Below are 19,894 nucleotides of genomic sequence, written 5' to 3' on the forward strand. Positions count from 1 at the left end.
CTCCCTAGGTGCCGGACCGTAGTTAGATGGCGTCGACGCCGGTCTCGCCTGTGCGGATACGAACGACTTCTTCGATGTTCGACACGAAGATTTTCCCGTCGCCGATCCGGCCCGTTTGCGCGGCGTTGCGGATAGCGTCGATAACGGCTTCCACATTTTCGTCCGCCAGAACCACTTCCACCTTCACCTTAGGCAGGAAGTCCACCACGTATTCGGCGCCGCGATAGAGCTCTGTATGGCCCTTTTGGCGCCCGAAGCCCTTGGCTTCGGTGACGGTTATGCCCTGCAGGCCGACTTCCTGAAGGGCTTCCTTCACTTCGTCGAGCTTGAACGGCTTTATGATCGCTTCGATCTTTTTCATGAGAAAATTTCTCTCCGCTTCCCTCATTACGGCAGGATCAGTCCCGCCCGCCAGGTTGAATGCATGGAACGTGCCAGTTCTTTGCCAGAATTTCGCAATTTTTGCAGCTTCCACCGCCCGGCCGAGCAAATCTCCCGCAAAATCACTGGAAAAGCCAGCCCAATTCGTCCCGGATGACGATTTTCTCGTCCTTTTTTCTTTGCTGTCGATTTTGCTAACATGCCGAGGCCATTGCGAAAATTCGGGCGGCTATGATCAAACATTATGCAAGTGCACAATATGTCACCTCTCGCTTGTGCCTATTTTTGTGCCGCTAGGATTGTGCTGAAAAATCTGCTTTAACCCCAGGCATGACAGCGCGATCTGCAGAAATCCTCCTCAGCCCCACCGCCATGGCGCGCGTCGATGCGGCGGCGGCATCGCTCATGGACAGTTACGGATTGATGCAGCGGGCAGGCGAGGCCGTCGCGGCTGCGGCCCTGCGTCTCTTTCCAGCCGCTCATCGCTTCGTCGTGTTGTGTGGTCCCGGAAACAATGGCGGCGACGGATACGTTGCAGCGTCGGCGCTTGCGCGTTCCGGTGCTCCCGCCACGCTCTATCATCTCGGCGATCCAGCCGCCCTCAAGGGCGATGCAGCAAGGGCGCGTATCGATGCATCATTGCCGTCGCTGCCCCTGTCTTCCTACGAGCCGCATCCAGGTGACGTCGTCATCGATGCGGTTTTTGGCGCAGGCCTCGCCCGCGATGTGCCGCAAGAGTTGGCCGATCTTGTGGCGCGTATAACCGCTGCACGGCTTCCGGTGCTAGCCGTCGATCTGCCGTCGGGCCTCGATGGCATGACGGGACTGATCCGCGGCGCGGCTCTGCAGGCTACCGCCACGGTGACCTTCATGACGCGCAAGCCCGGTCACCTGCTTTTGCCCGGCCGCACTCTGTGCGGCGCGATCCAGGTTTTTGATATCGGCATTCCGAAACGTCTGGTCGATGCAGAGGCAGAAAAACTCTGGGTCAATGCGCCCCCGCTCTGGCAAGGCAAATGGCCGCTACCCGCCGCCGCTGACCACAAATACCGCCGCGGCCATCTCACCGTCTTTTCCGGCGGCGCAACGGCCACCGGCGCGGCGCGCTTGTCGACCATGGCAGGCTTGAAAGCCGGGGCAGGTCTCGTGACCATAGCGTCGCCCGCCGCTGCGCTGTCTGCCAATGCCGCGCATCTGACGGCGATCATGCTGCAGGAAATCAACGGCAAAGCCGATCTTGAAAACTATCTTGAGGACACCCGCCGCGCGACATTCGTGCTCGGTCCGGGGTTCGGCGACCTTGCCACGGCCCGAGACTATGCGCTTTGCCTCGGTGCACAGGGGCGAGCCATCGTTCTGGATGCCGACGGCATAACGGCATTCCGCAACGATGCCCCGATACTTCGCGCCGCCTTTTCGGGCGAGCGGCCACGCCTTGTCGTGACGCCGCATGAAGGGGAGTTTGGCCGGCTCTTTCCCGAGATCGCGCAGGACAAGATTGGCAAGGTCGAAAAGGCCCGCGCGGCAGCAAGCGCCCTGGGCGGCATCGTCGTCTACAAGGGCGCCGACACGGTCATCGCAGCCCCGGATGGTCGCGCCGTGATCAACGAACGCGCACCGCCGCAGCTGGCAACAGCCGGCTCGGGCGACGTGCTGGCCGGCGTGATCGCCGCATTGATCGGACAGGGTCTTCCCGCCTTCGAAGCCGCCTGTGCCGGCGTGCACCTGCATGGCGAGGCAGCGGTCAGGGCCGGGCAGGGGATGACCGCCGAAGACCTCGTTGCGTCTGTCCGGCCGCTGATGTAGCGCCGGGAACAGCGCCAACAGAATGCTTTGATCCAGCCAGGAAGCGCTAGAGAAGCCGGCTGCCGCGCAACAGGCCTTCGCCTTCCAGCAGCGGATAGCCGATCGATACGAACAGCGAGTTGATCTCTTTCAGATCCCGCATCGTGTCGATATGCAGCGAACTGGATTCGAAACTCGCGGCATTGCCCTGACGCAGGCGCTGCAGATGTTGCTCTTCGCTGGCCTTGACCAATTGCCGGACCACTTCCTTGCGCGCCACGAGCTGGCGGGCATATTCGACATTACGGTTGACCAGCAGGTTGAATGCCAGATGGGCGTTCTGCACCACTTCGTGATGCATGGCACACAGTTCCGCCCAGCCCTCGGCTGAAAACGCCGCATTGCGTTCGTATTTCTTGCGCGCTCGGGTCAGCATGTTCTGCGAAATGATGTCCGCCGCCTGCTCGATCTTGATCGTCGCACCAAGCAGGCTCTGACATTGCTCGGCCGAGTGTTCGTCCAGCGCGGTTTGCGAAATCCGCGCCAGATAGAACTTGATGTCGCGGTGGATGGTGTCGATCTGGTCGTCGAGCGCCTCGATCCGCTGGGTCTTTTTTGTATCCCAATGCTCGTAAAGCTCGAAAATGCTGTTCAGCATGATTTCCGTCTTGTCGCAGACGGTCAGCACTTCGCGCGTGGCGTTGCTGATCGCCTGTTGCGGATGCACGAGATCGGCCGAATTGAGCGCCGACAGTCGGTCGTCATTGGCCGGCTGTCCTGCGGCCGGCGCCAGAAACCGTTCCAGCAGCCGGGCGACGACCGCCGCGAATGGCAGGCCGAGCACCAGGACAGCGCCATTCATCGCCAGATGTGCTATGACGACGGCATCGCCGGGATGCGCGGCCAATTGGGCGGGTCCGACCTGGACGATGAACTGCAGTGCCAGCGCCACCAGCGTCATCAGGCCGCGAATGACGACATTGCCCAGCGGCACGATACGCGCATTGGCCTCCGCATTCTTGGTCAGCAGCGCCGCGATCACGGCCGCACCAAAATTGATCCCGAGCACCAGCGGGATGATCAAGGCGTCCGGCAGCAGATGTTTGTCGGCGAGTGACGCGACCAGCAAAACCGCGGCGACGCTGGAATGGAAGGACCACGCCAGCAATGCGGCGAGCAGGAAGGCGCTGATCCAGTCGCTCGCCAGGTAGTTGAACAGAACCGGCAGGATCTGGCTGCTGCGCAGCGGATCCGACGCCTGGCCGATCAGTTTCAGCGACAGCAGTAGCAGGCCGAGACCGAAGAGGATCCGGCCGAGCTGGCGCCAGTGGCGTTCTTCCGAGGCGCGAAAGGCGATCGTGCCAAGCAGCAAAAGAATCGGGACCAGCAGCGACAGGTCATAGCGCAGGATGCGCACGACAAAGGCCGAACCGAAATCTGCACCCAGCAAGGTCGCAATGCCGATCGCCGAGGTGACATAGCCGGCGGCGGTGAATGAGGCGATGATCAGGGCAACGGCGGTCGCACTCTGCAGGGCCACGGCAAACAGGAAACCGGCAAAGGCCGCCGAAAACCGGTTGCCGACCGCCAGTCGCAGCTTGTCCTTCAAAACGCCGCCATAGGCCCGCTCGATGCCTGTCCGCACCATGCGTGTCGCCCAGAGCAGCAATGCGACCGCGCCTGCCAGGTTGATGAAGACTGCTATGCCTGACATGGAAATGCCTCGAGACCGGATAAGAAACATGAGGCGTGGTCCGCACATCCCCATGATCACACACTGTCGACCATTTCCTCACGGATGACGGCGACTCTGCGACCGAGCCTAGTCCAGATTCGCCAATGTCACAATTTGCCGACGAATACGAGTATTCTAGCTCTCGGCGACCAGGGATTGCATCTTGCGTGCCGCGTTCGGCGCATTCACCTTGCCGCCGGTGATGAAGAAGGCAAACACCTCGCGTGGCTCCGCCTTGATCTTGCGCTGTGGCGCGATCGCCTGCAGGTCCTGCGGTATGCCACCGGCCGCATAGATCTTCAATCGCTGAGCCCAAGCGTCAAGCTCTTCGGGCGGATAGCAGGTGGCAATGTCATCGCTGCCCTTCTGCAGCCGCGCATAGACAAAGCCCGTCGTCGGATCGGCAAACATCGGATAGTCGTGATGGTCCGCGCAAACGGCTGCGACATCGTATTTTGCCAGAAGATCGATGAATTCCGGCACCTGGAAAGAGCCATGCCGCGGTTCGACGACGTGTCGCAGCGGCAATCCGTCCAGTGTCTTCGGCAGCAGCGCCAGAAACGCCTCGAAATCCTCCGGCTCGAATTTTTTCGTACCCATGAACTGCCAGAGGATCGGCCCGAGATGAGGCCCAAGCTCGGCAATGCCTTGCGTCAGGAATTTCTCGATCGAGGGGCCCGCCTCGGCCAGCACCTTGCGGTTGGTGCAGAACCGGCTTGCCTTCAGGGAGAACACAAAGTTCTCCGGCACTTCTGACGCCCATTTGGCAAATGTCGCCGGCTTCTGGCTGGAATAATAGGTCCCGTTCACCTCGATCGCCGTAAGTTCGCGGCTGGCAAATTCCAGTTGCTTCTTCTTGGCAAGCTTTTCGGGATAGAACGTGCCCTCCCATGGCTCAAACGTCCAGCCGCCGATGCCAGTGCGGATAGTGCCGGATTGGGTCATGACTGGAATGCATCCTGTTCGTTGTCACCAAAGCCTGCGGCAGGTCTTGCTTCAGCGCTGTAATGCACAAGCCGAAAGACCTTCGCATCCATTTCCGCGAGACTGAAGTCGCCAGCGCGAAGAGCGGCACGAACCCTGTCCAATTTTTGGATGTCTTCAGGCGCTACCGTTGGCCCCCATTCTCCGCCATCGTCATGAAGGGCAATCAAGACCTCGGCGGCATACTGCCCCTCTCGAATGAGCTGTGACGCTTGCGTGGTCATCAAGGCCTCCTCTTCGTAAAATCAAAGTTCCAACGTTCAGCATCCGGTATATAGGCCGTCACCAGTACAGCGGGTTGCTCCGCGCCCGCCGGAATACCCCAGAGCAAGTGGATCACCTGTCCATTCTCGTCCTTCTAAAGCACAAGCACACAAGGGCGTTTGTGATAGTCCGGATACTCCTCCACCAATGTGCAGGATGTAATACCGGATATCAGAGGTCCAGTCAGCAGCCCCTCATTCACCAACTCCCTCAAGGCGTGAACCGAAACCCTGAAATTGCCTTCAGCTATCAGCTCACGGACCCTTGAGAGAATCCTGCTCACTCCGCCGCCTGCACCTTCTTCATCGGTCGCCGCTCCAGCAACTCCTTCAGGAACTGTCCGGTATAGGACGTCTCAACCTTCACAACCTCTTCCGGCGTGCCCTGGGCAACGATCTCGCCGCCGCCATCGCCACCTTCCGGGCCGAAGTCGATGATATAGTCGGCCGTCTTGATCACTTCGAGATTGTGCTCGATGACCACGACGGAATTGCCCTGGTTGACCAGTTCCTGCAGCATTTCCAGAAGCTTGGCCACATCGTGGAAATGCAGTCCGGTCGTCGGCTCGTCGAGGATATAGAGCGTCCGGCCGGTCGATTTCTTCGACAGTTCCTTGGCCAGCTTGACGCGCTGCGCCTCGCCGCCTGAGAGCGTGTTCGCCTGCTGGCCAACCTTGATATAGCCGAGGCCAACATCGAACAGCGCCTGAAGCTTGTCGCGCACCGCCGGCACTGCCTGGAAGAACTCGACGCCTTCCTCGACCGTCATGTCGAGCACGTCGGCGATCGATTTGGTCTTGAAATGCACGTCGAGCGTTTCGCGATTGTAGCGCTTTCCGTGGCAGACGTCGCAGGTGACATAGACATCAGGCAGGAAGTGCATCTCGATCTTGATCACGCCGTCGCCCTGGCAGGCCTCGCAGCGGCCGCCCTTGACGTTGAATGAGAAGCGGCCCGGCTGGTAACCGCGCGCCTTGGCTTCCGGCAGGCCGGCGAACCAGTCGCGGATCGGCGTGAAGGCGCCGGTATAGGTGGCCGGATTTGAGCGCGGCGTGCGTCCGATCGGCGACTGGTCGATATCGATCACCTTGTCGATGAATTCGAAACCGTCGATGCGGTCGTGTTCGGCTGGGTTTTCGCGCGCGCCCATCACGCGCCGCGCTGCCGCCTTGTAAAGCGTTTCGATCAGGAACGTCGACTTGCCCCCGCCCGACACGCCGGTGACGGCGGTAAAGACGCCAAGCGGAATGGCGGCGGTGACATTTTTCAGATTGTTGCCCTTGGCGCCGACCACCTTGATCTGCTGGCCCTTCTTCGGCTTGCGCCGCTGCTCCGGCACCTTCACCCCGAGTTCGCCGGTCAGGTATTTGCCGGTCAGCGATTTCGGGCTGGCCATGATGTCTTTCGGCGCGCCTTTCGCGATCACCTGGCCGCCGTGGATGCCGGCGGCTGGACCGATGTCGACGACATAGTCGGCCGTCAGGATGGCGTCCTCGTCATGTTCGACGACGATGACCGTATTGCCGATATCGCGCAGGTGCTTAAGCGTCTCGAGCAGACGCGCATTGTCGCGCTGGTGCAGGCCGATCGACGGTTCGTCTAGAACGTAGAGCACGCCCGTCAGGCCCGAACCGATCTGCGAGGCCAGGCGGATACGCTGGCTTTCGCCGCCCGACAGCGTGCCGGAATTGCGCGACAGGCTGAGATAGTCGAGCCCGACATCATTGAGGAAGCGTAGGCGCTCGCGGATCTCCTTCAGGATACGCACAGCGATCTCGTTCTGCTTGTCGGTCAACTTGCCCGGCAACACCTCGAACCAGGCGCCGGCATTGCGGATCGCCATGTCGGTCACCTGGCCGATATGCAGCCCGTTTATCTTGACGGCCAATGCTTCCGGCTTCAGGCGGAAACCGGCGCAGTACGGGCAGGGCGCTGCCGACATGTAGCGCTCGATTTCCTCCCGCGCCCAGGCGCTGTCGGTTTCCTTCCAGCGCCGCTCGAGGTTCGGCACGATGCCTTCGAAGGTCTTGGTCGTGGTATACGAACGCGCTCCGTCGGCATAGTGGAAGTCGATCTTGTCCACGGTGCCGTGCAGGATCGCCTTCTGTGCCGCTTCCGGCAAGTCCGCCCATTTGGCGGTCAGCTTGAAGCCGAAAGCCTTGCCCAGCGCTTCCAGCGTCTGGTTGTAATAGGGCGAGGCGGATTTAGCCCAGGGCGCGATCGCACCGTCGTTCAGCTTGCGCTGCGTCTCGGGAATGATCAGCGCCTCGTCGATCTTCTGTTGGCTCCCCAGGCCGTCGCAGGTGGGGCAGGCGCCAAACGGGTTGTTGAACGAGAACAGCCGTGGCTCGATCTCCGGAATGGTGAAGCCCGACACAGGGCAGGCGAACTTCTCCGAAAACAATACCCGTTCGTGGGTCTCGTTCAGTGACTTGTTGGCCGAGCCGCCGGCCGCCGTCTCTTCCGGCGGCAGCGGCTTGTCGGCAAATTCGGCGACCGCCAGCCCGTCCGCGAGCCTGAGGCAGGTCTCCAGGCTGTCGGCCAGCCGGCTGGCAATATCCGGCCGCACCACGACGCGGTCGACCACCACGTCGATGTCATGCTTATATTTCTTGTCTAGCGGTGGCGCGTCGGCGATCTCGTAGAACTGGCCGTCGATCTTGACCCGCTGGAAGCCCTTTTTCATCAGTTCGGCGAGTTCCTTCTTGTACTCGCCCTTTCGTCCTCGGATCATTGGCGCCAGGATGAACAGCCGTGTGCCTTCCTCATAGGCGAGGATCCGGTCGACCATCTGGCTCACCGTCTGGCTTTCGATCGGCAGGCCGGTTGCCGGCGAATAGGGAATGCCGACGCGGGCAAACAGCAGACGCATATAGTCGTAGATTTCGGTGACCGTGCCGACCGTCGAGCGCGGATTGCGCGAGGTCGTCTTCTGCTCGATCGAAATCGCCGGCGACAGGCCTTCGATCTGGTCGACATCCGGCTTCTGCATCATCTCGAGGAACTGCCGCGCATAGGCCGACAGGCTCTCGACATAGCGGCGCTGCCCCTCGGCATAGATCGTGTCGAAGGCCAGCGAAGACTTGCCCGAGCCGGAAAGCCCGGTCATCACGATCAGGCTGTTGCGCGGCAGGTCGAGGTCGATGCCCTTGAGATTGTGCTCGCGGGCACCGCGAATGGAGATAGTCTTCAGTTCGGACATGGCAATGGCTCGGATCGGACAGTGGACAGGGGATCCCGGGAGGAGGACTGTCCTTATGTAGTCTAACAACGGCGCGTGTCGAGCACTTGCCGTCATCGCGGGATGACAATTCGATTCTGTTGACAGCATCCTAGCGAAAGAATAGAACAAATAAAGAACATTTTTCCTTGTGGATTATAGTTTGTCCGCGCCCCATCGTTCCCCTTGTATGGGATAAGGTGGCCCAAATTGGATTTTGAACGCCGCGGCGGCGCGGCAGTAAGGTGAGTGTCATGGCTGGTAGCGTCAACAAGGTCATCCTGATCGGCAATCTCGGCGCCGATCCTGAAATCCGCCGGACCCAGGACGGCCGGCCGATTGCCAACCTGCGGATTGCCACATCGGAAACATGGCGCGACCGCAATAGCGGCGAGCGCAAGGAAAAGACCGAATGGCACACGGTCGTCATCTTCAACGAAGGCCTTTGCAAGGTTGCCGAGCAGTATCTGAAGAAGGGCTCCACGGTCTATATCGAGGGCGCGCTGCAGACCCGCAAGTGGCAGGACCAGAGCGGTCAGGACCGCTACTCGACGGAAGTGGTGCTGCAGGGATTCAACTCGACCCTGACAATGCTGGGAGGTCGTGGCGATGGCGGCGGCGCATCGCGTGGCGGTGACTTCGGCGGCGCAGGCGGTGGTTATGACGACTACGGTTCTGCTCCGGCTTCCTCCGCTCCGCGCGGCGGCTCGGCGGGTCGTGGGTCCAGCGCACCGTCGGGCGGCTTCTCGCGCGATCTGGACGACGACATCCCGTTCTGATCGGCCGTCAACCGCTGGTCGGGTCTGAGAGGTTCGAACCGATCTGATCCGGCGCGATGCAACGTCTCCTGTTGCGCCATCCTCAATGACAAGCGCGGCCCGCAGTTACTTGCGGGCCGCGCTTTGTTTCAGCTGCGGTGTGTCGGGCGTAGAAGTGTCAGGCAGCCGGCATCAGGCGGCAAGTCCGGCGGACGGCGTGCAAGCCTCGCAGATCGCGGCGACGTGGCGATGGTCTGTGCCACAGCAGCCGCCGAGGATCCTGAAACCCGGAAAATCCCGCCGCAGCGTCCGGTAGCGTCGTCCGAGATCGGCCGGGTCGCCGATGTCGAGTGTCTCGCTCTCGTCCAGCTCGGCGTGGCTCTTGGCCGAGGCATTGGCTCTAAGCCCATGGATGCGCCGAACCCAGGGCGCATCGACGGCCAGAGCCTGGTCGAAATGGGTGGGATGGGCGCAATTGACCATGTAATAGACGGGCGCCCCGTTGGTAGCGTCGTCGGTCCGTTCGATCGCGTGCTGCAGGCTGGTGCCGTTCAGCAGGCGCCCGTTGGTTTCGACCGTGAATGACACGACGCAAGGGATACCGTGTTCGGCGGCGGCAAGTGCAATGCCGGTTGCCTCTTCCACCGTGTTGATCGTCATCGCCGAAACCATGTCGGCCGCCGACTGCGCAAAGCTTGCAACCTGGTCGGCATGATAGTCATGCGCCTCCGCCACATCGGTCTGGCCGCCCTTGTATGCGTCGCCGCGCGGTCCGATGATCCCGCTGATCACCACGGGCGTGGCGCGCGTCTCCCACCGGTTCCGGCAGGCTTCGGCGAAGTCCACGGCGCGCAAGTTGAGGTCGTGCAGGGCTTTGCGGTCATAGCCGAGCTTATGACCCCAGTCTGCGTTGGCGCGCCATGTCGGCGTGTCGAGGATGAAGCCGACGCCGCGTTGCTGCGCCAGCAGGATGTAGGGCTCGATGTAGCTCAGCAGTTCGCTGCGGCCATCGTCGCTGTCGAGCAGTGGGAAGGCGGCGAAATGCGGCAGTTCCATGCCCCGGTGAAAGACGAAGGTGGTTTCCATCCCACCATCCGTCAGGAAGTCGCCGCCTTCAAGCTGCGGCAGTTGCTGTCTGTACTTTGCCATGATGTGTCTCCGATGATAAAATCGATCCGCAACGGCAGACGTGTGTGCCGTCGATGACCTCATTTCTCGCAAATCCGTGCCGTTGCATTCCAGTGATCTTGTGGTGCGGCACGTCCATTGGCTTTGGAAGCGTAGTTATTTCATAGACTTGTATCGTTCCGCGCGGTCACCGACTGTTCACTTGCGCCCCGTTCCGTGATGAAAACCATACCGTGAGTACAGATCTTGGACAGGCAGGAGAGCCGAAAGGGCGCCGCGACACGCGAGCGCATTCTGGAGATCGCGCAGCACAGCGTGCTGTCGAAGGGCTTTGCCGCGACCTCGATCGAGGAGGTGATCGCCGAGGCCGGCATCACCAAGAGCGGCTTCTTCTATCACTTCAGGGACAAGAACGAACTCGCCCATGAAATGCTGCGCCGCTACATTGCCGAGAACGAGCAGATCTTCGATGACATATTCGGTCGCGGCGCAGAATTGAGCGACGATCCGCTCGAAGCCTTCCTGATCGGCCTGAAACTCCTGGCCGAACTGATGAAGGACCTGCCGAGCGTGCATCCGGGATGCCTGATTTCCGCGATCTGCTACCAGGAACGCCTGTTCGACCGGGAGGTCCGTGAACTCAGCGCCCTGACCGTGATGTCGTGGAATGACCGATTCCTCGGGTATCTGGAGCGGATTGCAAGATTACACCCGCTCAAAACCAATGTCGAGTTGGCCGACCTTGCGAACATGCTCTGCTGCATCATCGACGGCGGCATCATCATGTCGAAGATTCTGCACCAGCCGGATGTACTCGAGCGCCAGGTGCTTGCCTACCGGGCCTTCATCAAGGCTGCGTTCGGCCGTCCGTGAGGGCGCTTTCACGCAGCGAAGGCTGACTTCACGCCATCGACGACGAATTGCACCGACAGCGCCGCCAGAAGCACGCCCAGAAGCCGTGTGAGAAGTGCCCGACCGGTTACGCCGAGGAAGCGGTTCAGCCGCTCGGCCACGCGGAGCGCCAGATAGACCAGTCCGAGCACCACGGCGATGACGCCGATCAGTTGCGCTCTGCCCATCAGGTCATTCATAGTACCGGCGATCAGTACGGTCGCCGAGATCGCGCCTGGGCCGGCGATCAGCGGAATGGCAAGCGGAAACACTGCCAGATTGTGAATGTGATCCTTGGTGATCGCGTCGTCGGTGGTCTTTTCCTTGCGTTCATTGCGGCGCTCGAAGATCATCTCGAAGGCGATGGCAAACAGCATCAGTCCGCCCGCGATGCGGAAGGCGCCCATCGAGATGCCGAGAGCGCTGAGGACGGTGGCGCCGAACAGGGCAAACACGGTCAGGATGGCAAATCCCATGATCGATCCACGCACCGCCACCTGCTTGCGCTGGCTCTTGTTCATGCCGACCGTCAGGCCGAGAAACAGCGGCGCCAGCCCCGGCGGATCGACCGTGACCAGCAACGTCGTGAAGGCGGCAATCATGGCTTCGGCGCTGGCCATATCTGAGATCTCCCTGTGCAGACCCTATTTAGAGGCAAGCCGCGCCGGCTTGGCAAGGCAAGCACCAAGATATTGACGCAATTGCCTTTCCACAGCCGCAAAAGCCTGTTTATAACCGTGCTGGAAATTGGCGCTTTCGCGCCTGTTCCGCTATAAAATCCCCAGTGATTCCGAACAAAGATCGTGACCTGATTTGACTGAGCAAAGCACTCCCGGCGGCGGCAAGTTCCCGCAAGGCATCGAGCCTATTTCCATCATGGAGGAAATGCAGCGGTCCTATCTCGATTACGCGATGAGCGTGATCGTGAGCCGCGCGCTTCCAGACGTGCGAGACGGGCTCAAGCCCGTGCACCGCCGCATCCTTTTCGGGATGAATGAACTGGGGCTCGACTGGAACAAGAAATACGTCAAGAGCGCGCGCGTCACCGGTGACGTGATGGGTAAGTACCATCCGCATGGCGACTCGGCGATCTATGACGCGCTGGCCCGTATGGCGCAGGACTGGTCGCTGCGCATGCCGCTGATTGATGGTCAGGGCAATTTCGGCTCGATTGACGGCGATCCGCCGGCCGCCCAGCGTTACACCGAGTGCCGGCTGGAAAAGGTGGCGCATGCGCTGCTCGACGATCTCGACAAGGAGACTGTCGATTTCCGCGACAACTACGACGGCACCATGTCGGAACCGGTCGTCGTTCCGGCCAAGTTCCCCAACCTGCTGGTCAATGGCGCAGGCGGCATCGCGGTCGGCATGGCCACCAACATCCCGCCGCACAACTTGGTCGAGGTTGTCGACGGCTGCATCGCTCTGATGGACAATCCGGCGATCGAACTGCCGGAAATGATGCAGATCATCCCGGGACCCGACTTTCCGACCGGTGCCCTGATCCTCGGCCGCTCCGGCATCCGGTCGGCCTATGAGACTGGCCGCGGCTCCGTGATCATGCGTGGCGTCGCCAAGGTCGAGCCGATGCGCGGCGACCGTGAACAGATCATCATCTCCGAGATTCCCTTTCAGGTGAACAAGTCGACGATGATCGAGAAGATGGCCGAACTGGTGCGCGAAAAGCGCATTGAGGGCATTTCCGACCTGCGCGACGAGTCGGACCGTCAGGGCTACCGCGTCGTCATCGAACTGAAGCGCGACGCCAATGCCGATGTCATCCTGAATCAGCTTTATCGCTACACACCGCTGCAGACCTCGTTTGGCTGCAATATGGTGGCCCTGAACAGCGGCAAGCCGGAGCAGATGACGCTGCTCGACATGCTGCGCGCCTTCGTCGCCTTCCGCGAAGACGTCGTCAGCCGCCGCACCAAGTACCTCCTGCGCAAGGCGCGTGATCGCGCCCATGTCTTGGTTGGTCTGGCGATCGCGGTTACCAATATCGATGAGGTCATCGCCCTGATCCGCCGCGCGCCCGATCCGGCAACCGCGCGCGAACAGCTGATGACGCGCCGCTGGCCGGCCAAGGACGTCGAGTCGCTGATCCGCCTGATCGACGATCCGCGCCACCGGATCAACGAGGACCTGACCTACAATCTGTCCGAAGAGCAGGCCCGCGCCATTCTCGAACTGCGCCTGGCTCGACTGACTGCTCTCGGCCGCGACGAAATCGACGAGGAGCTCAACAAGATCGGCGCGGAAATCGCCGATTACCTCGACATCCTCTCGTCGCGTCTGCGCATCCAGACGATCGTCAAGGACGAACTTATCGCCGTCCGTGACGAGTTCGGTACACCGCGCCGCAGCGTCATCATGGATGGCGGCCCGGACATGGACGACGAGGACCTGATCGCCCGCGAGGACATGGTCGTCACCGTATCGCATGCCGGCTATATCAAGCGCGTGCCGCTCGCCACCTATCGCGCCCAACGCCGCGGCGGCAAGGGTCGCTCCGGCATGGCGATGAAGGACGAGGATTTCGCAACCCGCCTGTTTGTCGCCAATACCCATACGCCGGTGCTGTTCTTCTCCTCGCGTGGCATCGTCTACAAGGAAAAGGTCTGGCGCCTGCCGATCGGCACGCCGACCTCGCGCGGCAAGGCGATGATCAACATGTTCCCGCTGGAGCCCGGCGAGCGCATCACCTCGATCATGCCGCTGCCCGAGGACGAGACGAGCTGGGAAAACCTCGACGTCATGTTCTCGACGACGCGCGGCACCGTGCGCCGCAACAAGCTGTCCGACTTCATTCAGGTCAACCGCAACGGCAAGATCGCGATGAAGCTCGAGGAAGAGGGCGACGAGATCCTCAATGTCGAGACCTGCGTCCCGCCGAACCAAGACCTGAACCTTCCGGGCGACGACGTGCTTCTGACCACGGCGCTCGGCCAGGCCATCCGCTTCCCGATCGACGAAGTGCGCGTCTTCGCGGGCCGCAATTCGATCGGTGTTCGCGGTATTACGCTCGCCGATGGCGACCGCATCATCTCGATGACGATTGTCGGCCACGTTGAGGCTGAACCCTGGGAGCGCGCCGCCTATCTGAAGCGTTCGGCAGTAGAACGCCGTGCAGCGGGTGTCGACGAAGACGACATCGCGCTTGTCGGCGAGGAAGTGGTCGAGGAGGGACAGCTGTCCGACGAACGCTACGAAGCGCTGAAGGCGCAGGAACAGTTCGTCCTGACCGTCTCTCAGAAGGGTTACGGCAAGCGTTCGTCGTCCTACGATTTCCGTACCTCGGGCCGTGGCGGCAAGGGGATCCGCGCCACCGATACGTCGAAGACCAGCGAGATCGGCGAACTGGTCGCCGCCTTCCCGGTCCAGGACAAGGACCAGTTGATGCTGGTATCCGACGGCGGCCAGCTGATCCGCGTGCCGGTCGACGGCATCCGCATCGCCAGCCGGGCGACCAAGGGCGTCACCATCTTCTCGACAGCCAAGGACGAGAAAGTCGTGTCCGTCGAGCGCATCAGCGAGCCGGAAGGCGAGGAAGATGTGGTGGAAGGTGTTGTCGAGGCGGTCGAGGGAGAGGTCACGCAGGCGCCGGTCGAAAGCGGACCGGATACGGCCGAGCCGACTGCCGAGTAAAGCTGAAAGGTAGCACCGGCCTAAACTTCGGGCCGGCCGCTCTCCCGCTTCGACGATAGTCAGAAAGCACGAAAAAGCCCGCTGGACTGTCGTCCTGGCGGGCTTTTTGACTGGAGGTCTGACATCAAGTCCGTTGCGGCTTCTTGATACCCGCGTGTGGATCCGCCGGGTTGGCCGCTCTGTAAGAGCTTAGAAGGCCTTGCGGCGCTCCATCATGGCCCGGAAATCATCATTTTCGCGCTTCAGCGCCGTGACGGTAGACGCCACGGAGGCGACGAACATACCACTGATGAGAGCGGCAAGAACCGTGAGGGTCAAAAACATGGTCTTCCTTTCTTTTTCAGCGACGTTTCGTATCTAGCGGCGAAGATTTGATATCCGATTAATGACCGAAGCTGTGGTAGCGGGCGGTCATCGGCGGGCCGTAATACTTGGCGTCTTTGCTGTCGTTGACATAGAAGGTTGCGGAAGTCGCAACCATGGCAGTCATCATCATCATCCAAACCAGGTTGATCAGGGTAACTTTGTCATGCATGGCGCTAGTCCTTCGAAACTCGGCAGTCTGCCGTAATAATGTTCGCGATCAGGAATGGTTCCTGCGCAGTGTAGAAATGTGTTTAATGAACAGCGCCTGAAGTGCGCTTGAACACGCTGTTCATCTGGCGTTCATCTTCGTGTTCATCATGCGTTGTCTCAAGCAAGGCCCGTGTCACGGCAAGTCCGAGTTCAACCAGAAGCGAAGCGGCAATGGCTGAAGCGATGAGGATGGCAAGCATGGCTGGACCTTTATCTTGAAGGCGCGTGTTGACGATGATGCATTTCTACCGTGGTCGACCTGAAACGAGCTTGAATGCACCGTTCATCCGTCATTCACCGGCTGCGCCCGTCGCCATGTTGGCGACTTGGCTTCCGACCAGTGGCGTCAAGCCACGTGGCAATTCGCTTGCGGTGAGCCGGCTTCCGTGACAAAAGGCGGTCGAAAACAATGATCGGGATGTCATGACAACGGCATTTTATCCAGGCTCATTCGACCCGATGACCAATGGTCATCTCGATGTGCTCGTCCAGGCGCTGAAGGTCGCCGGCAAAGTTATCGTCGCGATCGGCATCCATCCCGGCAAGACGCCGCTCTTTTCCTATGAGGAGCGCGCGACCCTGATCGGCCAGGCGCTGGCGCAGACGCTGCCGGACCGGGCAGGGGATGTTGATGTCGTGTCCTTTAGTGGCCTGGCCGTCGATGCCGCGCGCCATCACGGTGCGAGCCTTCTCGTGCGCGGCCTGCGTGACGGCACCGATTTCGATTATGAAATGCAGATGGCGGGAATGAACGCCCAAATGGCACCGCAGGTGCAGACGGTCTTCCTGCCGGCCGGAACAGCCTCGCGGCCCATTACCGCCACATTGGTCCGGCAGATCGCCGCCATGGGTGGCGATGTGAGCGCCTTCGTCCCGGCGGCTGTTCTTGCTGCCCTGAAATCAAAACACGGGCGTTAAGCCCCAGACATGACCGGAGTGACCATGAAGCTCGTCCATCTCGCCACCGCATTTTTCCTCGCCGTCGCCGGATTTGGCACCGCGCAGGCCCAGTCGAACGACGATTTCCTCACCATCCAGCTCAAGGATGGCCCGGTCGTTATCCAGTTGATGCCGGACATTGCGCCAAAGCATGTCGCGCAGATCAAGGAACTCGCCAAGAAGGGCGAATATGACAATGTTGCCTTCCACCGCGTCATCGAGGGCTTCATGGCCCAGACCGGCGATGTGCAGTTCGGCGACATGGAAAGCGGCTTCGACGCCGCGCGCGCCGGCACCGGTGGCTCCAGCATGCCGGATCTTCCGGCCGAATTTTCGAGCGTGCCGTTCGAACGCGGCACCATCGGCATGGCCCGCAGCCAGGATCCGAATTCCGCCAACTCGCAGTTCTTCATCATGTTTGCCGATGGCGGCTTCCTCAACGGCCAGTACACGGTCGTCGGCAAGGTCGTCGCTGGCATGGATGCCGTCGACAAGATCAAGCGCGGCGAAGGTGGCAATGGCGAAGTCTCGAACCCTGACCGCATGGTGAAGGTCACCGTCGGCCGCAACTGATAATCGGGCGAGCGCCCCATAATAAGGAGAAAGAATATGGCCGAGATCAAGGATCCGGAAAACACCATCATCATGGAAACGACCAAGGGCAAGGTCGTTATCTCCCTTTTCCCGGACATCGCGCCGGCTCACGTCGAGCGGATCAAGGAACTGTCGCGCGAAGGCGCCTATGACGGCGTCGTTTTCCACCGCGTCATCGAAGACTTCATGGCGCAGACCGGCGACGTGCAGTACGGCAAGCAGGGTGGCGCGGACTTCAATCCGGGCCGTGCCGGCATGGGTGGTTCGTCCAAGCCGGACCTGAAGGCTGAATTCTCGGCCACCAACCACACCCGTGGCATCTGCTCTATGGCCCGTTCGCAGAACCCGAACTCCGCCAACTCGCAGTTCTTCATCTGCTTCACAGACGCGCCTTGGCTCAACAAGCAGTATTCTGCCTGGGGCCAGGTCATCGAGGGTATGGAAGTCATCGACACCATCAAGCGTGGCGAACCTGTTCGCGATCCGGACTCGATCGTTTCGATGAAGGTCGCTGCCGACGCCTGAGGCATCGTCTCGCAGAAACCCGCCTCGGCGCCTTGCGCCCGGGCGGGTTTTCGCATTTTAAAGCGCATGACGAATGGCTGGCCGGTAGCATGCCGACCAGGCAAAGCCAATCAGCCAGCCAAGACCAGAAGCCAGCCAAGACCAGATGATTGACCGACTAGAATGCGTGTAGACCTCTTCGACTTCGATCTGCCGGACGACAATATCGCACTGAGGCCCGCAAGCCCGCGCGACCATGCCCGTTTCCTGGTCGTCAGGCCGGACGGCGATCCAGTGCTGGACGATCGCCAGGTCTTTGATCTGCCATCCTTCCTTCAGCCCGGTGACGCGCTGGTCTTCAACGACACCAAGGTCATTCCAGCCCAGCTCGAAGGCGTGCGGTTTCGCGAAGGCGCCGAGGAAATCGCCGTCTCCTGCACGCTGCATATGCGCGTCGGTGCCAGTCACTGGAAGGCCTTTGCCAAGCCCGGCAAGCGCATCAAGGTCGGTGACCGCATCCGCTTTGGCGAAACGGGCGAGGGCGCAGCCTGCCTGCTCGGCACGCTCGACGCCACGGTTGCCGAAAAGGGCGAGGCGGGCGAGATCGATCTCGCCTTCGACCTCTCCGGCCCCGACCTCGACCAGGCGATCGCAACCGTCGGCCATATCCCGCTGCCGCCCTACATCGCCGCCAAGCGGCCCGAGGACGAGAAGGACCGGCAGGACTACCAGACCATCTATGCGCGGGAGGAGGGCGCCGTGGCCGCCCCGACCGCCGGTCTGCATTTTACCCCCGACCTGTTTGCCAGGCTGGATGCCGCCGGCATCGAGCGCCATTTCGTCACCCTGCATGTCGGTGCAGGCACCTTTCTGCCGGTCAAGGCCGACGATACCGCAGATCACAAGATGCACCAGGAGATCGGTTACGTCTCGGCCGAGACGGCGGCGGCGCTGAATGCCGTACGCGCCCGCGGCAACCGCATCGTCTGCGTCGGCACGACATCGCTCAGGCTGATCGAAAGTGCGGCGCGTGACGACGGTCTCATCCCTGAATGGTCGGGTGCCACCGGCATCTTCATCACGCCCGGCTACCGCTTCAAGGCGGTCGACATGCTGATGACCAATTTTCACCTGCCGAGATCGACGCTTTTCATGCTGGTCTCGGCCTTTGCCGGCTTTGAGACCATGCATGCGGCCTATGCCCATGCGATCGAGACCGGCTACCGTTTCTATTCCTATGGCGATTCCAGCCTGCTGTTCCGGAAAGACAGATAATTCCATGTCCGAAACCATCTCCGAAAGCACTCCCGAGACCACGTCAGAGAACTTCACGTTCACGCTGAAGGCGACCAGCGGCAAGGCCCGGCTCGGCGAGATCTCCATGCCGCGCGGCACGATCCGCACGCCGGCCTTCATGCCGGTCGGCACCGTCGGCACCGTCAAGGCGATGTATCTCGACCAGGTCAAGGAAGGTGGCGCCGATATCATTCTCGGCAATACCTATCACCTGATGCTGCGCCCCGGCCCGGAACGCGTCGCCCGCCTCGGCGGCCTGCATGAACTGATCCGCTGGCCGGGCCCGATCCTCACCGATTCCGGCGGCTTCCAGGTCATGTCACTGTCGGGCCTGCGCAAGCTCGACGAACAGGGCGTCACCTTCAAGAGTCATGTCGATGGCTCCCTGCATCACATGTCGCCGGAGCGCTCGATCGAGATCCAGGGCCTGCTCGACAGCGACATCCAGATGCAGCTCGACGAATGTGTCGCGCTGCCCAATGAGCCGCGCGAGATCGAGCGGGCGATGGAGCTGTCGCTGCGCTGGGCCGAGCGCTGCCGCGTCGCCTTCGGCAACCAGCCCGGCAAGGCCATGTTCGGCATCGTCCAGGGTGGTGACCAGCCGGGTCTGCGCGTGCGGTCGGCCGAGGGACTGAAGCAGTTGGACCTGAAGGGCTATGCCGTCGGTGGCCTCGCCGTCGGCGAACCGCAGCATGTCATGCTGGAAATGCTCGGCATCACGCTACCGGTCCTGCCGGTTGAGAAGCCGCGCTACCTGATGGGCGTCGGCACGCCGGACGACATGTTGAAATCGGTCGGCGAGGGCATCGACATGTTCGATTGCGTCATGCCGACCCGTTCCGGCCGTCACGGCTTGGCGTTTACCCGCCGCGGCAAGGTCAATATCCGCAATGCCCGCCATGCCGAGGACACGCGCCCGCTCGATGAGCAGTCGTCCTGCCCGGCCGCCCGCGACTATTCCCGCGCCTACCTGCATCATCTCGTGCGTTCCAACGAGGCGCTGGGCGGCATGCTGCTCTCCTGGAACAACCTGTCCTACTATCAGGAACTGATGCAGGGCATCCGCAAGTCGATCGCCGAAAACCGCTTCGAGGACTTCAAGGCCGAAACCATCGAAATGTGGAACCGGGGCGACATCGACAAGCTGTGACGCTCCGGCCGTCATCGGCCAACACTTGCATTGCAAGACATC

At 61.3% G+C, this 19,894-nt stretch carries 20 protein-coding genes; 9 read left to right on the forward strand and 11 right to left on the reverse strand.

The window, feature by feature from the left end; translation table 11 throughout:
* Positions 1-22 precede the first annotated feature (22 nt).
* Positions 23-361 (reverse strand): P-II family nitrogen regulator, encoded by a 339-nt coding sequence (locus tag IM739_RS12545; RefSeq protein WP_007601055.1) that lies wholly within the window; start codon positions 359-361, stop codon positions 23-25.
* A gap of 26 nt (positions 362-387) precedes the next feature.
* Positions 388-624 (reverse strand): hypothetical protein, encoded by a 237-nt coding sequence (locus tag IM739_RS12550; protein ID WP_237368064.1) that lies wholly within the window; start codon positions 622-624, stop codon positions 388-390.
* Positions 625-711: 87 nt separating this feature from the next.
* Between IM739_RS12550 and IM739_RS12555 the strand changes: the two genes are divergently transcribed.
* Complete coding sequence (locus IM739_RS12555; RefSeq protein ID WP_237368065.1) at positions 712-2,187, forward strand: NAD(P)H-hydrate dehydratase; 1,476 nt, start codon at positions 712-714, stop codon at positions 2,185-2,187.
* A gap of 46 nt (positions 2,188-2,233) precedes the next feature.
* On the opposite strand, the gene IM739_RS12560 is transcribed toward IM739_RS12555, so the two are convergent.
* The 4 genes from IM739_RS12560 to uvrA form a co-directional block, all read right to left on the reverse strand.
* Entirely contained in the window at positions 2,234-3,880 is a 1,647-nt protein-coding gene (locus IM739_RS12560; protein WP_237368066.1) for a Na/Pi cotransporter family protein, read from the reverse strand.
* Between the two features lie 156 nt (positions 3,881-4,036).
* Positions 4,037-4,846, reverse strand: a complete 810-nt coding sequence (locus IM739_RS12565) for a DUF72 domain-containing protein (protein WP_237368067.1) — start codon at positions 4,844-4,846, stop codon at positions 4,037-4,039.
* Positions 4,843-5,109 (reverse strand): hypothetical protein, encoded by a 267-nt coding sequence (locus tag IM739_RS12570; protein ID WP_237368068.1) that lies wholly within the window; start codon positions 5,107-5,109, stop codon positions 4,843-4,845. The genes IM739_RS12565 and IM739_RS12570 overlap by 4 nt, the downstream gene beginning before the upstream one ends.
* A gap of 319 nt (positions 5,110-5,428) precedes the next feature.
* Positions 5,429-8,350, reverse strand: coding sequence for an excinuclease ABC subunit UvrA (gene uvrA / locus IM739_RS12575; protein ID WP_237368069.1), 2,922 nt, complete (start codon positions 8,348-8,350; stop codon positions 5,429-5,431).
* Between the two features lie 272 nt (positions 8,351-8,622).
* Here uvrA and IM739_RS12580 point away from each other — a divergent pair, with 272 nt between their 5' ends.
* Positions 8,623-9,147, forward strand: a complete 525-nt coding sequence (locus tag IM739_RS12580) for a single-stranded DNA-binding protein (RefSeq protein ID WP_237368070.1) — start codon at positions 8,623-8,625, stop codon at positions 9,145-9,147.
* 171 nt (positions 9,148-9,318) lie between these two features.
* On the opposite strand, the gene IM739_RS12585 is transcribed toward IM739_RS12580, so the two are convergent.
* Positions 9,319-10,275, reverse strand: coding sequence for a homocysteine S-methyltransferase family protein (locus IM739_RS12585; RefSeq protein ID WP_237368071.1), 957 nt, complete (start codon positions 10,273-10,275; stop codon positions 9,319-9,321).
* Between the two features lie 225 nt (positions 10,276-10,500).
* On the opposite strand from IM739_RS12585, the gene IM739_RS12590 reads away from it, so the two are divergent.
* A complete protein-coding gene (locus IM739_RS12590; protein ID WP_237368072.1) occupies positions 10,501-11,127 on the forward strand; it encodes a TetR/AcrR family transcriptional regulator in 627 nt (208 codons plus the stop codon).
* An 8-nt stretch (positions 11,128-11,135) separates the two neighbouring features.
* Here the strand turns inward: IM739_RS12590 and IM739_RS12595 are convergent, their stop codons facing one another.
* Positions 11,136-11,765 carry a MarC family protein gene (locus IM739_RS12595; protein WP_237368073.1) on the reverse strand — a complete coding sequence of 210 codons (630 nt, stop codon included), beginning with the start codon at positions 11,763-11,765 and terminating at the stop codon, positions 11,136-11,138.
* A 193-nt stretch (positions 11,766-11,958) separates the two neighbouring features.
* On the opposite strand from IM739_RS12595, the gene gyrA reads away from it, so the two are divergent.
* Positions 11,959-14,793, forward strand: a complete 2,835-nt coding sequence (gene gyrA / locus IM739_RS12600) for a DNA gyrase subunit A (protein WP_237368074.1) — start codon at positions 11,959-11,961, stop codon at positions 14,791-14,793.
* Between the two features lie 189 nt (positions 14,794-14,982).
* On the opposite strand, the gene IM739_RS24050 is transcribed toward gyrA, so the two are convergent.
* The 3 genes from IM739_RS24050 to IM739_RS12610 all read right to left on the reverse strand — a co-directional run bounded on the left by IM739_RS24050 (position 14,983) and on the right by IM739_RS12610 (position 15,569).
* Entirely contained in the window at positions 14,983-15,117 is a 135-nt protein-coding gene (locus IM739_RS24050; protein WP_007597486.1) for a hypothetical protein, read from the reverse strand.
* Between the two features lie 58 nt (positions 15,118-15,175).
* The gene (locus tag IM739_RS12605) at positions 15,176-15,328 is read right to left on the reverse strand and encodes a hypothetical protein (RefSeq protein WP_159953079.1); all 153 of its coding nucleotides are present in this window, start codon (positions 15,326-15,328) and stop codon (positions 15,176-15,178) included.
* Positions 15,329-15,410: 82 nt separating this feature from the next.
* Positions 15,411-15,569 carry a hypothetical protein gene (locus IM739_RS12610; protein ID WP_007597491.1) on the reverse strand — a complete coding sequence of 53 codons (159 nt, stop codon included), beginning with the start codon at positions 15,567-15,569 and terminating at the stop codon, positions 15,411-15,413.
* 223 nt (positions 15,570-15,792) lie between these two features.
* On the opposite strand from IM739_RS12610, the gene coaD reads away from it, so the two are divergent.
* The 5 genes from coaD to tgt all read left to right on the forward strand — a co-directional run bounded on the left by coaD (position 15,793) and on the right by tgt (position 19,852).
* Positions 15,793-16,287, forward strand: a complete 495-nt coding sequence (gene coaD / locus IM739_RS12615) for a pantetheine-phosphate adenylyltransferase (RefSeq protein ID WP_237368075.1) — start codon at positions 15,793-15,795, stop codon at positions 16,285-16,287.
* A gap of 24 nt (positions 16,288-16,311) precedes the next feature.
* Positions 16,312-16,881 carry a peptidylprolyl isomerase gene (locus IM739_RS12620; RefSeq protein ID WP_237368076.1) on the forward strand — a complete coding sequence of 190 codons (570 nt, stop codon included), beginning with the start codon at positions 16,312-16,314 and terminating at the stop codon, positions 16,879-16,881.
* Positions 16,882-16,917: 36 nt separating this feature from the next.
* A complete protein-coding gene (locus tag IM739_RS12625) occupies positions 16,918-17,427 on the forward strand; it encodes a peptidylprolyl isomerase (RefSeq protein WP_237368077.1) in 510 nt (169 codons plus the stop codon).
* A 162-nt stretch (positions 17,428-17,589) separates the two neighbouring features.
* Positions 17,590-18,681: a tRNA preQ1(34) S-adenosylmethionine ribosyltransferase-isomerase QueA gene (gene queA / locus IM739_RS12630; protein ID WP_237368078.1), complete on the forward strand. Its 1,092-nt coding sequence runs from the start codon at positions 17,590-17,592 to the stop codon at positions 18,679-18,681.
* A gap of 4 nt (positions 18,682-18,685) precedes the next feature.
* Entirely contained in the window at positions 18,686-19,852 is a 1,167-nt protein-coding gene (gene tgt, locus IM739_RS12635; protein WP_237368079.1) for a tRNA guanosine(34) transglycosylase Tgt, read from the forward strand.
* The last annotated feature ends 42 nt before the right edge of the window (positions 19,853-19,894 follow it).

The sequence above is a fragment of the Rhizobium sp. SL42 genome, from assembly GCF_021729845.1.
In the GTDB taxonomy this organism is placed as follows: domain Bacteria; phylum Pseudomonadota; class Alphaproteobacteria; order Rhizobiales; family Rhizobiaceae; genus Allorhizobium.